The 13,313-nt window shown below is 43.5% G+C and carries 13 protein-coding genes and 1 riboswitch; of the genes, 12 read left to right on the top strand and 1 reads right to left on the bottom strand.

Features of this window, described 5'->3' with window-relative positions; genetic code table 11:
- The first annotated feature begins 66 nt into the window (after positions 1-66).
- The 8 genes from P8596_RS01200 to P8596_RS01235 all read left to right on the top strand — a co-directional run bounded on the left by P8596_RS01200 (position 67) and on the right by P8596_RS01235 (position 8,046).
- Positions 67-300 (top strand): hypothetical protein, encoded by a 234-nt coding sequence (locus P8596_RS01200; RefSeq protein WP_279725552.1) that lies wholly within the window; start codon positions 67-69, stop codon positions 298-300.
- A gap of 75 nt (positions 301-375) precedes the next feature.
- Positions 376-1,158 (top strand): hypothetical protein, encoded by a 783-nt coding sequence (locus P8596_RS01205; protein ID WP_279725554.1) that lies wholly within the window; start codon positions 376-378, stop codon positions 1,156-1,158.
- Positions 1,158-1,433, top strand: coding sequence for a PqqD family protein (locus P8596_RS01210; protein ID WP_279725556.1), 276 nt, complete (start codon positions 1,158-1,160; stop codon positions 1,431-1,433). The genes P8596_RS01205 and P8596_RS01210 overlap by 1 nt, the downstream gene beginning before the upstream one ends.
- Entirely contained in the window at positions 1,423-1,875 is a 453-nt protein-coding gene (locus tag P8596_RS01215) for a signal peptidase I (RefSeq protein ID WP_279725557.1), read from the top strand. Before P8596_RS01210 ends, P8596_RS01215 begins: the two co-directional genes overlap by 11 nt.
- Before the next feature lie 20 nt (positions 1,876-1,895).
- A complete protein-coding gene (locus P8596_RS01220; protein WP_279725559.1) occupies positions 1,896-3,713 on the top strand; it encodes an ABC transporter ATP-binding protein in 1,818 nt (605 codons plus the stop codon).
- A 16-nt stretch (positions 3,714-3,729) separates the two neighbouring features.
- Positions 3,730-4,830, top strand: coding sequence for a nucleotidyltransferase domain-containing protein (locus P8596_RS01225; RefSeq protein WP_279725561.1), 1,101 nt, complete (start codon positions 3,730-3,732; stop codon positions 4,828-4,830).
- A gap of 185 nt (positions 4,831-5,015) precedes the next feature.
- Entirely contained in the window at positions 5,016-7,199 is a 2,184-nt protein-coding gene (locus tag P8596_RS01230) for an FUSC family protein (protein ID WP_279725564.1), read from the top strand.
- A gap of 151 nt (positions 7,200-7,350) precedes the next feature.
- Positions 7,351-8,046 carry a YqcI/YcgG family protein gene (locus P8596_RS01235; RefSeq protein ID WP_279726947.1) on the top strand — a complete coding sequence of 232 codons (696 nt, stop codon included), beginning with the start codon at positions 7,351-7,353 and terminating at the stop codon, positions 8,044-8,046.
- 36 nt (positions 8,047-8,082) lie between these two features.
- Here the strand turns inward: P8596_RS01235 and P8596_RS01240 are convergent, their stop codons facing one another.
- Positions 8,083-8,946, bottom strand: a complete 864-nt coding sequence (locus P8596_RS01240; RefSeq protein ID WP_279725566.1) for a DUF4097 domain-containing protein — start codon at positions 8,944-8,946, stop codon at positions 8,083-8,085.
- 227 nt (positions 8,947-9,173) lie between these two features.
- Between P8596_RS01240 and P8596_RS01245 the strand changes: the two genes are divergently transcribed.
- The 4 genes from P8596_RS01245 (at position 9,174) to P8596_RS01260 (ending at position 13,313) form a co-directional block, all read left to right on the top strand.
- Positions 9,174-9,758 carry a DNA-3-methyladenine glycosylase gene (locus P8596_RS01245; RefSeq protein ID WP_229596909.1) on the top strand — a complete coding sequence of 195 codons (585 nt, stop codon included), beginning with the start codon at positions 9,174-9,176 and terminating at the stop codon, positions 9,756-9,758.
- Between the two features lie 104 nt (positions 9,759-9,862).
- Positions 9,863-9,943: riboswitch (cyclic di-GMP riboswitch) on the top strand.
- Positions 9,944-10,016: 73 nt separating this feature from the next.
- Positions 10,017-10,727, top strand: coding sequence for an EAL domain-containing protein (locus P8596_RS01250; protein ID WP_061811259.1), 711 nt, complete (start codon positions 10,017-10,019; stop codon positions 10,725-10,727).
- Positions 10,728-10,857: 130 nt separating this feature from the next.
- Entirely contained in the window at positions 10,858-12,837 is a 1,980-nt protein-coding gene (locus P8596_RS01255) for an ABC transporter permease subunit (RefSeq protein WP_279725568.1), read from the top strand.
- Between the two features lie 14 nt (positions 12,838-12,851).
- Positions 12,852-13,313, top strand: a complete 462-nt coding sequence (locus P8596_RS01260; protein ID WP_279725570.1) for a helix-hairpin-helix domain-containing protein — start codon at positions 12,852-12,854, stop codon at positions 13,311-13,313.

A 13,313-nucleotide genomic window follows, 5' to 3' on the forward strand; every position in this document is an offset into this window, starting at 1 on the left:
AGGTCAATAGTAGTATGGAAGATTTAATGTTCTCTGTAAAGAATTCTATAACAATAGGGAAGTGAAATGATGAAAAGACAAGTAATATACACTAAACCTGAAGTACTTGCACACCAGCCTATCCAATTCGAAACGGCCCAAAGCTGGAATAAAGGGCATGGGAATTTAGATCACCCTGGTAATGGTAATGGAGGTACACATTATCCGAATGACCCTTATACTGGTCCAAGACCCAAGCCATGGCATGGTGGAGGAGGCGGAAAACCAGGCGGAGGTAACGGAAAAGGCAGAAACAGATAGTTTTCAAGTTAGAGAGATCAATTGAACAAGACGTTGATCTCTTTATCACCAACTTGATATGTAAAGGAGAAACATATGTCTTCATTATATATAAAGATTGCAGACCACAATTGTAATATCATTCAGGTTTCAAATGAGTTCCTTCCTTTTCTGTTGGAGAGATTTCCTTTACCTGATGGCCAAGTAGATAGTGCTGATCTAAATCTACGAATTAACCACGGGTACGGGACTCCCTTTGAAGATTACGAGGTAAAGATAATAAAGAAAGAGGAGCAAGTTGTATACCTAAGGAAAGATTATTTCATCGAGGTTGATTCTTGTTTCAGAAATGCAACGATTTCTGCTTACGATGAACTGGCCCTTAAGCATGCTCTTATGAATCTTTACAGTTCATTTCTTCTGCACCACAATTGGGGGCTCTTACTTCATTCCTCTTGTGTGCTAGATGGAGACCAAGCTCATATCTTCGCTGGTCACTCAGGAGCAGGGAAGTCTACCGCAGCCAGACTCTCAACCCCACGGGAACTTCTTTCAGATGAAGCCACTTTATTAAAAGTTACAGATCGTTCTATACGTATCTATGATTCTCCGTTCAGAAGTGAGCTAGAGACGGATGGCTACAAGGGTCATGCGCCTTTATCCAGTATTCAATTATTGTTCCAGGCTAAATTCAACGAACGATCTCAAGTGAAGCAGTCGGATGCTTTCATGCAGCTGATGGATAAAGTGTTTTACTGGCCTTATAAAGAAGATGAGGTGGTCAAGGTACTAGACTTTTTGAAGAAAATAGTTAGGATTGTGCCGGTGTATGATCTTCATTTTCAAAAGAACAATACATTCTGGGAGTTGATTTCGTAATGAAGGATAGATATATCCAAAGAAAAAAATATGAAGCCTCTCAATTTGATGATGAGTGGATTATCCTGAATACAGATCTATATACCGTTACGAAGGTGAATGAGGTGGGAGGCTTTTGTTGGTCATTATTAGAAAGTGCTCAAACCGTCCATTCAATTGCTGCTGCGGTAGCTGGGCATTTTAACATATCAGAAGCGGACGAAATGATAATAGATGATATTAAAGATTTTATAATGGAACTTCACCATTACGGATTGGTTGAATATGCAAGTTAGTCCGCATGCAATTCAGGTAGTGAAGAAAGTAATCGGGGAGCACCGGTGGATCGAACTCCCTGCAAAAGGTACATCCATGTACCCATACATAAAAGAAGGGGACATATGCACATTTGAAACCTGCGCTCTCCCTGATTTAGAAAAAGGGGATGTAATATTGTTTCACAATGCACAGGGACAGTTGATATCACACCGATTTATTAAAACAACCATGATAGATGGAGACAGATACTTGATGTGCAAAGGGGACACCAATTTTGGGTTTGATGAACCGATACTGCCCCAACAAGTGATCGGAAAACTCATGTACATTAAAAGAAGAGATATTCATTCGTCTGCATCGGCATGGAGCGCCATTCTATGGAGGGAAGCCATCCTACGTTTTCCCTCATTGACTCACGTGTTGAGAGTGTATGTAAATAGGAAAGCGGTGCGTTACTAGTGTTGAAGGTGGAGAGACAGATGAAGACGGGGACCAATCGATTATCAGCTTTAGCAAGACAATATATGAACTTGTATGATCTAAAGAGAACGTTTAAGATGTTAAAGCCTTTTGTTTTTCGTCAGTGGAAGGCTTATATGGCAATGTTCCTGCTATTATTTGTTGATATCTTTATGACCATTGCCTTTGCCTGGTTTTTCGGAAGAATGACGGATGCTGCTGTTAATAGTGACTTCACTGAGTTAAGACGATTGATTCCGATTGGTATCATACTTGTCCTTGTCGGGATTGCTTCCAATTTCTTTTCGATTATGATTGAAACCATCACCTCAAATGGTTTAAAAAGAGACTTGAAAAACCATTTATTCCATCACATTCTTCGTCTTCCGTTAAGGCAGGTGTCCTCACGCCGGTCTGGAGACATGATCTCTCATTTTACGAACGATATCAATAGCGTGGACGGGGTAGTCGGCAGTAGCCTTATGGACCTGATCCGACTTCCCCTCACCTATATGGCAGTGTTTATTTATTTAATTCAAATTCACTGGAAGCTTTCTTTAATAAGTGTATCCGTTGCTCCTTTAGCGATACTTGCAGGAGCCTACTTTGGCTTATTGCTGAGGAATAATAGCCGTCTAATACACAGTTTGATTGGAAAGATAAACAATACCTTATCTGAGACGTTTCAGGGATTTCAGGTGATCCGGTCATTTACGATGGAAAAGCTTATCTATAAAAAGTATTCTAGTGCAAACCAGAAATTATATGAATTGGAGATGGAGAACGCTAAGCTTAGCGGATGTTTCAGTTCTGGGGGACAACTGGTCAGTTCTATCACCTATCTGATCAGCTTGTGCCTGGGGGCTTACTATGTTTCAAAGGGAGTGATAAGTGTAGGTTCCCTCCTTACATTTGTCAGTCTGGTCAGCTATCTTGTAAATCCACTAACTGGACTGGCCAGTCAATGGGCCGGGTTTCAATGGTCCGTATCTGCATTGGAAAGAGTCGTACACGTATTAGAGGAGTCTGCTGAATCTCCTGTCGTACATGAGTATACTCCTCTATTCAAAGGTTTAACCTCTATTGAATTCAAAAATGTGTCTTTCAGCTATGATGATGAAAAGAAAATTTTTGATCAATTCAGCCTTGCTGTTCCAAGAGGGGAAACATTGGCTATAGTGGGTCCGAGTGGTGCCGGTAAAAGTACGTTGTTAAATCTTCTGCAGGGGTTGTATACACCTCAACAAGGCACTATCCTAATAAACAAAAAATCAAGGGAGGAGTATACGCTTGCTCAATTGCGAAGTTCCATCGCTCATGTACCTCAGGAAACATTTCTCTTTGCAGGAACAATAGAAGAGAATTTGTTGTTAGCCCGACCGGGTTTGTCATATGAAGATATGGTGAGTGCTGCAAAATCAGCCAATATATATGAGTTTATTCGATCTCTTCCCAATGGTTTTGAAACAGAAATAGGGGAGAGGGGTATCAGGCTATCTGGTGGGCAGAAGCAGCGGCTGGCCATTGCCAGGGCTATATTGAAAGACGCGCCGATTCTTTTACTAGATGAAGCAACATCTTCTCTTGATAGTGAAACGGAATATCATGTGAAGAACGCTTTAAGATCTTTAATGACAGGGCGAACGACGATCGTGATTGCGCACCGGTTATCCACCATCCAGGAAGCGGACTCTATCGCAGTGATGGATGAAGGGAAAGTTGTTCAACAAGGCAGTCATTTAGACTTAATAAATGAAGAAGGTCTATATAAACGACTACATCAACTCCAGTTTTTTGAAGATGAAAAACAAACACATATTACCGCTGTAAACGCCTGACAGGAGGGGAATCACAATGGTCAAATCGCTCGTACACTTACTATATGAAAAAACTTCAACCCTGCCTAAAAACACATCTTATTACCACGGGGTCATTCAACAAATAGAATCTCACTCCATCTCCCCCCAGATCTATCACTTGTTGAAGGAGAATGGACACCTGGAAAAAACACCTTTATTCTTTCAAGTACGCCTAAAGCAAAAATACGATGAGGTGCTATTCCAAAATATCCTCATCAAAAGTGAAACAGACAAAATCCTCAACGGGCTTGAAAATAGGGCGATAGAGGCCATTCCTTTAAAGGGAGTATATTTCGCCGAGGAGTACTTCGGTCATCTGGCTGCAAGAGGGACATCGGATATTGATATTCTTATAAAGGAAGAAACGATTGAAGAAACGGTACAGCTAGTAAAGTCCTTAGGGTTCGAACAGGAGGAAGAATGGATCCCGGACCATTTTCATTGTTCCTTTAGTAAACGAATTCCGGGTTCACCTGTGCCACTTGTAGTAGAAATTCATTGGGGTATTGTGAAGGAAAAGACTTCATACTTAAAGATGGATCCCTTCTGGAAAGAGGCTACGTCTTTAGGAGGCCATTCCTACATTAAAAGATTGTCCAATCAACATACATTTTATTTCATTTGTCTTCATGGGTGGAGACATAACCTGGATTCTCCGCGATATTACCTTGATATCATTCAGTTGATTTACGGCATGAACGATCGAATAGATCTTCATCAATTATTTCAACAAGCCAGAAAAGATGGGACGTTGAAGAGGATGATTCGTACTCTTTCCATTGTATATGGTGAATATCCAATGCTCGAGAACATGATGAGGCTGCCTGTAAAAAGACAAATGAAGGGTAGGAAAGGTGGACTGTTCCACTATTGGGATTTCATCGACTTTCAATTCTTAAGCTATGACACATTTCAACATAGTGTGAGAGAGGTATACAATTGGTGCTTTCCTAGAAAGAAGGACATTTTTACGGAATTAAACAAAAAGGATCAAGAGTCTTCCTATTTAAATAGTATTATCCTCTTATATAAAGCAAGATTGGGAAAAGGAATAAAAGCAACGTATCTGTTAGTCAGTGGTGCCAAACAGCCTTAGGAGAAAGCACTTCCCTTTACCCAACCGCCCAAAACCCTTATAATCATACAAATAGATTCCGTTCTCTTCGTGCACCAGCGAATGTGAGTAACCTGCTGCTTCTTGCAGTACAGGTTACTTTTTTATTGGAAAGGGTACGATAAAAGAGAATGAAAAACGGTGTGTAGATAAGGGTTTGATGAGAGATGAAACATTTACATAGACAGCATATATGGCTGGGGAGGATCCTTGCTTCCGATCCCGGCAGAAAAAGATTTCAGCAGGCGGGTAAAGCTACGATCAGCTTGATATCGGCTGTGTTTACGATGCTTTTCTTATTGAAGCATTTCGACCATCCGTCCATCACCCCGGCCATTGTGTCAGGTATGGTGGGGATGCTCGGTATTTTTGTGGTCATGGATGATACGACGGGGAAAAAGAAGGTAACGACCTTGCTGGTTGGTGTTTCAGTTGCCACCGGGATTACACTGGGTTCGGCCTTTGCCCACTACAGTCTTGTGGTGAACGCTTTATTGGTAGGCGTCATTTTTAGCGCTTTTTACTTTTCACGCTTTGCCATCCGCTATTTTTCCATGGGAATGGCAGGGTTTATGTCAATTTATATATCGTCGATCTTACAGCTGGATGTAGCCCATCTAGGATGGTTTTACCTCGGGATCGTCATTGGGCTTGTGTTCGCGTTTGTTTATAACTTCATCATTTTTAAGGATTCTGTCCATATGTTAAGAAGGAGTATGCGTTCGTTTCATATTCAATCCAACTTGACGTTTACCATCTTAATGAAGATGATAGAGGATCCGAATACGAGCGGTAAGCGGAGAAAGCAATTGGATCAGAATGTACGAAGGCTGAATGAGTATGCGAGAAGCGTAGCGGGTGATATTAATGAGAATGATTTAAAGAAGCTGTGGCCGGGTATCGAAGCGTCACAACTTCGTTTATATGTCTTTGACACTGAAATGCTCATTCAGACTCTCACGGATTCATTGAAAAAGCTGAAGGACCTGGAAGCTTTGGAGGTCATGGAACTCAGGCGCCTGCTCGTATGGGTCATCCGTTCTCTCCGTGACGCCGAGGTACTGGCCCAGGATTATGATCCCCGCTCCCTTGAAGAGGCGGAAAAAGCCATCCAGGCCCTGCGTCTGATATTGTCGGAGGTTCTGAATCAAGAAGAGAAACCTGAAGGCTGGGTATACCTCCTGAGACGGATCGAGTCCATTGCGAACCATGTCCTGGAAGCGGCCATTACGATTCAGGAATCACTGAAAGTGTCTGAGTACAAGGAATCGACTGTAGAGAGCGATACTGAACCGGAGGAAGAAGACAAGGAAGATGAGTCTGAAGAGGACAAGAGTTTAAAACCGTCTACGCGTAAAGCAATACAGGCCTTGGTAGCGGGAACGCTTGCGATCATCGTCGGGGTTCTGATCGCACCTGCACAGCCGTACTGGGTCTTGCTTACGACCTTTATTGTTCAAATTGGCACTGAAACGGTAGGCAGAACGTATATGAAGGCTTTCCAACGGTCGATCGGAACGGTGATCGGGGCCATCATCGGATTTGGAGCCGCAAACCTTGTATCTGGAAATTCACAGCTGGAGGTTGTTCTCCTGTTTGCGGTCCTGTTCCTCGCCTTTTATCTGTTCCCGGTTTCCTATACATTGATGAGCCTTTTCATTACGATGCTCATCGCCTTTATGTATGACATCCTTCTCGGTGGAATCAGCATTCAGCTCATGGGGGCACGTGTCATCGATACGATTGCAGGAGCTATCATTGCCCTGATTGTCTCAGCGTTTGTATTTCCAAAAAGAACAAAAGACAAAGTCGCCGATAGCTTTGATGATTTCTTTGGGGATCTGGAAGGGTATGTTTCTTCCTATATTAACACCTTCATGGTCCCGGAAGACAAAGCGTTGACAGATCAAGCGTTTGATCTGGATCAGAAACTTCAGGCGATCAAGGATGAGGCACAATCCCTTCTGCAAAGACCCGGGTCTTTGACGAGGTCGGGAGTCGGGCGCTGGATTACCGTGGTGACGGCCATTAATTATTACGCAAAGCACCTGCTTGCTTCCTCCCATCGAAAGGTGCCGGCAACGGTTTCAGAGGAGCTCAGCAGTGCGTTTTCAGAAACGGAAGAAAAAATCTCTCAAAACATTGAGACGCTTCGGCAATTGTTAAAAGAACAGGGAAGTGCTCCCGTCATGTGGGATTTAAGCCCGGAGCGGGAAAGAATAGAAACCCAGGCTCCAAGCTGGCGTAAGTCCCAGGTGGACCTAATTCACCATTTCTATTATGTGTGGAGGATCAATCAATCGATCGTGGCACTTGGAGTGGAATTAGGGGCAGAGGTAAAGAAAGGGTAAAGCGGATTTCGCTTTACCTTTTTTTTTGGCCATGAGGTGTTTTTTGTCAGTAATTGTTTTAACCTGTCACAATTCGGGAAGAGCATACCATCGACATTAATTTGAGGTGGAAGAATTGACAGCGAACAGTTTACTACTGACAAAAGAAGATATGACAAACCCTGAGATTGTCCCTCAATGGGTTATAGAAGAATATAGGAACTTTCATGAGGTTGTAACTGACCGCACTTTCCCTTGTTACTTCGGGATGACCGGAGAGAAAAAGGGTGAGCTTCGGTATTCCTATATCAGTCATGACAATTGGGAGCATCTTCCCCAAACGATTCAGGAGTTCATCGACTTGTTTGATGTACCCGAAGGAGAACGCTTGATCCGTCACGGTTTCTTTTTATTTGTGGAGCCTGAAAGGGAGGAGAGGTCCGTCCCTCATTACAGAGATTATTTCTGGAGGATCCTGCAGTTTCTCCATGGTGAAGATAAGGAGGATTGGCCGGAAGATTATCCAGAGGACCCTGATCACCATTTGTGGGCTTTTTCCTTTGCAGGGGAACCTTTCTTCGTGTTTGGGAATGCCCCTGCCTACAAGCAGCGAAAGACGAGGGATCTTGGGAATAGCTTAGTACTGGGATTTCAGCCAAGAAGGATTTTTGAAGGCTTGGAGGGTACCTCCAAGGGGGGAATCATGTCCAGGGAAAAAGTAAGAGAGCGGGTCGAAAAATGGGACGGCTTACCGAAGCATCCTAATATCAGTCATTATGGGGATCCCGAACACCGTGAGTGGAAGCAGTATTTTATTGGGGACGATGTGGAACCGATTGAAGGGAGATGTCCATTCCATCATAAATAATGTAAAAGAGTGCCGGGGTGTTCCCGGCACTCTTCTTTAGTAGATATCTACATTTCCACTGGACACTGAAACATCAATGGTATATTTCCCGGAGCCTGAGACCCCTGAAATATCCCCGTCTTCTATCTTTTGATTTTTTAGAGGAAGATTGCAGGAGATATCTCCGCTGCTCGCCTGCCCCTTCAGTTTAAAGCTTGCTTTCTCCGGTAGATCAAGCTCCACTCCCCCTGAGCTGACATCGAATGTCATGTCTCCCTTTAAGGAGTCCATGGTAACCGTTAATTCCCCTGAGGATAAGTCGCCTTCAAGGGGACCTTCAAAGTTTGATAATTCTACATCCCCCGAACTGATATCCACTCTTCCATCCTTTGTAGTGAGACCGCTTGCGACCAGGTCCCCTGAAGAGCCATCATGTTCGAACACATTTGTCTCGATGTTTTTAAGCTGCATATTCCCAGATCCCATGTCAATGGACAGTTCATCGAGCTTCCATTTCTTTGAATCAGATTCTCCAGCCATCACAAAATTGCCGGCGCCAATATCGATTTCCATGCTGTTACTATATTCTTTCGGAACATAGACCGTAACGTTTGATTTGCGGTTGAATCCAATCCATTGATACCATTTATGCTTGACCGCTACGTCAATCGTATCTCCGTTCACCGCCAATGTCATTGTCCCTTTTCCCTCTATATCGACCTGTACTTCATTCTTGTCAGTTGGTATGACTTCTGTGTCGCTGTTTTCCAAGTCCAGGTCGATATGTTTGATATTATTCGTGACTTCAATCCGTTCTCCTGACTGACTTTCTTTTGCAAACAGTGATGTATTGTCATTTAGGATGACATAGAGCGTCCCCAATGCAAGCAGTGCAATCATGACGGCAAATGCGTTTTTCATTTCAATCCCTCGCTTTGGTTTGATTTTCCAATTGATACATTTATTTTAATGCAGTGGAGAGACTACGACAATGAGCCATAGGATTATTTTTGAATGGGACCAGAGGCGTAGGGTTGCCGGAATTGAAATATCGAGGCGTGGAATCTACTACAATCGTGGATGCTTGATTTAAATAGGCAAAGGTAGGGTACAAATAGATTAGACAATGCAGATAAGGAAGTGAAATCATGGAAGGAACACCTATGCCCCCAACCTTTTACGAGCAGCCGACGCTGGAGCTTGCCAAAGCTCTGTTGGGGTGCGTGTTAGTGAAAGAAACCGAAGAAGGGATCGCTTCAGGTTATATTGTAGAAACAGAAGCCTATATGGGGCCGATCGACAGGGCCGCCCACAGTTACGGAAACAGGCGCACAAAGCGGACGGAAGTGATGTTCCATGAAGCTGGCCGCATTTATACATACGTCATGCATACTCACTGCCTCGTAAACGTAGTGAGCGGAGAAAGGGAGAAGCCTGAAGCGATCCTCATCAGAGCCGTAGAGCCTCTTCATGGACAGGAGCTTATGGAAGCGAGGCGCCCCGGTCATGTGAAGAAGAATTGGACCAATGGGCCGGGAAAGTTGACGAAGGCTCTGGGCATTACCATGGAGGATTATGGGGGGAGTTATTTACAACCGCCGCTCATGATTACAGAAGGGTATCAACCTGAAAACATTTCCGCCGGGAAACGAATTGGGATTGATAACACAGGGGAAGCCAGGGATTATCCATGGAGATTCTGGGTTAGTGGCAATCCATTTGTTTCAAGATAGTCTTTCTTTATGAATTTTCAAATAATTTATGGAAAATACACCCCATAAGTACTAGTTATGTGGTATATTTTTCTTATAAGACAAATATCTTTATAAGCTGACCATTCGACTGGGGGCTTTGAACCTAAATGATAGATGGGCGCTTACATTTAGGGGAGCCAGTAGCGCAACCGACCACATGCGAACGCGGATAATGCGTTTTTGTGTGGTTTTTTTTGTGGGTAAGACCAAAAACTAAAGAGAGAGTATAGGGGTCCTATGAACATCTTTACTATTTTCCAAGACGACTTTATCTACCATGATTTTCAGCCATTATATGATATGGGTGAACATCGAACCCTCTATGCTTATGAGGGTCTTTTGCGAAATAAGTATAATGAAAATCCCGAAAGTGTATTTCAATCGGCCATGAAGGCCAATATCTTGTACAAACTGGATACGTTGTCCATTTCAAAGGCACTTGAAAGTTTTTCGGAAAACGGGATCGGGGACTGTAAACTGTTTCTCAATATTTATATCACCACGATTTTGCACCCGAGCTTTCACACCTATTTTTCCGATCTTATGGACCGCCATTCTGACATGAAGGGCCGTCTTGTGCTTGAAATTAATGAGTCCAGTGCGGAAGAGCTTTGGCAGAATCCGTTGTTGAAAGAGTCTTTGAAGGAACTGAAGCAATATGGTGTCTGGTATGCGATTGATGATTTCGGGCAGGGGACGTCTTCCATCAAGAAATCCATTGAATATGAACCGGAAATCATCAAGCTTGACCGCTATTTCGCCATGAATTTGGCACAGGATGAAAAGAAACAGCGGTTCCTCTCTTTTTTCAGCCAATTCTACGGCAGTGATACGTTGATTGTGTTAGAGGGGATCGAAACAAAACAGGATATGCAGGTGGCAAGGGAAATCGGGATAACGATTGGACAGGGCTTTTATTTAGGAAAGCCGAGCCGGTTATTGGCTTAGACGGTGAGAGTGACTCTGACATAGCGGGGTCACTCTTTTTGTTACCGAATTGTCAGATTTGAAATAAAATTGAAAAATTTTAACATTTCTATTAAACTGAGGAAAAAGAGAATAAAAGGGGATTCAATATATGAAATATCTCAAGTTTCCAATCAGGTTCATCTTTTATTATATTCTCGGTCTAATTGGGATCCTGGCCGTGAGTATTGCCCCGGAAGTGTTCAAGGAAAGAGGGCTGTATAATGTTGTTGGCTACTTGGAGGAGTTCATCAAGTTCATCTTTGTTTTCATGGATGGGGCCAATTGGAGTTATTCATATAAAGGGATTACCGTCAATTTCCTCGATATGCTTTGGGGACCATACCTGTATTCACTGCAGATTATTGGGGGAGCATTGGGCATAGGGCTTGGTATTGCCTTTATTCTTACCGTTTTCACCGTCTTTTTACCCCGACCGATCACATCGGTTCTTAAGAAAGCATTGAATCTCTTGGAGACGGTGCCTGATTTAATGTTTGCGTTCATGCTCCAGTTGATGATTGTCTATGTATTTAAATATTTCGGTGTGGAACTGATGAATTTTACCGAGTTCGGGGAGGAGAAGATCTTTCTTGCCCCGATGATTACGCTGTCGATCATCCCGATGATCTCTTTTTTCCGGATCCTCATTTTCATTATGGAAGAAGAGTTATTGAAGCCTCACATTGAATTTGCCCAGAGTAAGGGGATGTCGAAAGGGCGGATCCTCTTTTCACATGTTTTGAAAAATATCTCACCAAGTCTTTTCTATCATGGAAAGCTGATCATTTGGGGGATGCTGTCGAGTTTATTCATCATTGAAACCATTTTTAACATGAGAGGAATCACCTATTATATCATACAGGATTTCAGGCCGATGGTGATTGCGATCTCATTGATTATGATCTACACACCTTTTTTCGTCGTATACCAAGGTGTTTACCTGTGGATCAATCATGAGAGCAGTGAGGATCACACGAAATATAAACGGGATAAAACGAAATGGACTGAATGGAAGATATGGGGCTTTCTATCGACCCTTCGCAGGCTTTGGTGGCAGCACATGCATAATGGCAAGTTCGCGACCGGGTTCACGGTGATATTTGGTTTGATCGCGGCCAGCTTCCTTTATTCAACGTTGAAAGAAGAGCCCATCAAACAAATTCAATTTATGAAAAATGACGAGGGGCGGATCATCAGTGCCCCTCCTCATAAACCATTTGGGGACATGATTCTGGGATCTGATTTCTTCGGTTACAGTATTCTCGATCAGCTTATTGTGGGGGCGAAGTATACCCTGTTGTTTGCTTTAATTGTTGCTTCACTGCGGGTGATAGGGGGATTCTATCTTGGTATCGCCTATCATTTCCACTTGAAAGAAAGCAGGAAGAACTGGCTTGACCGCATGGTGGATTCGATTCACTTTCTTCCTTTAAGTCTTATCGCTTATCTCTTATTAAGACCGGTCCTTTGGGGGCTGCCTGTGTTGGGGTGGGATCACTCGATTTTTGAAAGATTGGTGTTCGAAGCCGTTGTCTTAACGATCCTTGTGCTGCCGTTGACCACTGTATTAATCGGGAATGAACTGAAATTAATAGGGAAGCAGGATTTTGTCTTGTCTGCGAAGCTCCTTGGAGGAAGCAACAAGCACCTGCTTTGGACGCATCTCTTCCCTCACCTGGCTCCAAGGCTGTTTATTATATGGGGACAGCAATTCATCCAGACGCTTCTTATCCTTGTGCATCTCGGATTATTTCATCTTTTCCTTGGAGGGACGATCATAACAGGCGGTCTGGTCCCGGATCCTCCGAAATCAGGAACATTTGAATGGTCGGGACTGATCAGTTCCACGAAGAATTCCCTTATGACAGGCAAGTACTGGATTGTCATTGCACCACTCGTTGCCTTCATGATCGCGATCATCGCCATGCAGCTGATTGTTCAGGGAGTGAAGGAAATCCAGCAGACGAAAGTCGGGGTGCTGGTGAACGACAAGCCAATCAAGACGAAACAAAAAATAGCAAAAAAGAAAACGAACCGTCCCGCGGTGGAAGACTTCCAATTTGTCCGCCAGCAAACCTTTAAAGGATAAGGAGGAGACGAAAGGTGAGCAGAAAAAGCCCTAAACTTCCATTGACTGATCAGGAGAGGTCAGCCCTCCGCAAAGCCAAGTTACGACTCGGCGATCTACATGAATGTTCTCCTGAACTTCTCCGGGAGAAACTGAACATTACAATGGAAAGATCCCGATATTTAGTCGGCATGTCCATATTTCAACAGATCCCTTCCATTGGACCCAATATGGCTCACAATGTTGTAGAGGATCTTGGATTTTATACATTTGAAGAAATCAAGGGAGAGAAGGGGGAAGACCTTATCATCGACTTAGAGAAGAAGTACGGTGTTTGGATGGACCCATGCGTGGAAGACTCACTCAGGTGTGTCGTCCACCACGCCAATTACCCTGAAAGCAGTAAGAACTGGTGGGACTTCACAACACAAAGAAAAACATATCGCCAAACCCACGGCTACCCTAAAGACCGTCCCACCAAAGCCTGGGATCAATAG

Source organism: Rossellomorea sp. DA94, assembly GCF_029834455.1.
Lineage (GTDB): Bacteria > Bacillota > Bacilli > Bacillales > Bacillaceae_B > Rossellomorea > Rossellomorea vietnamensis.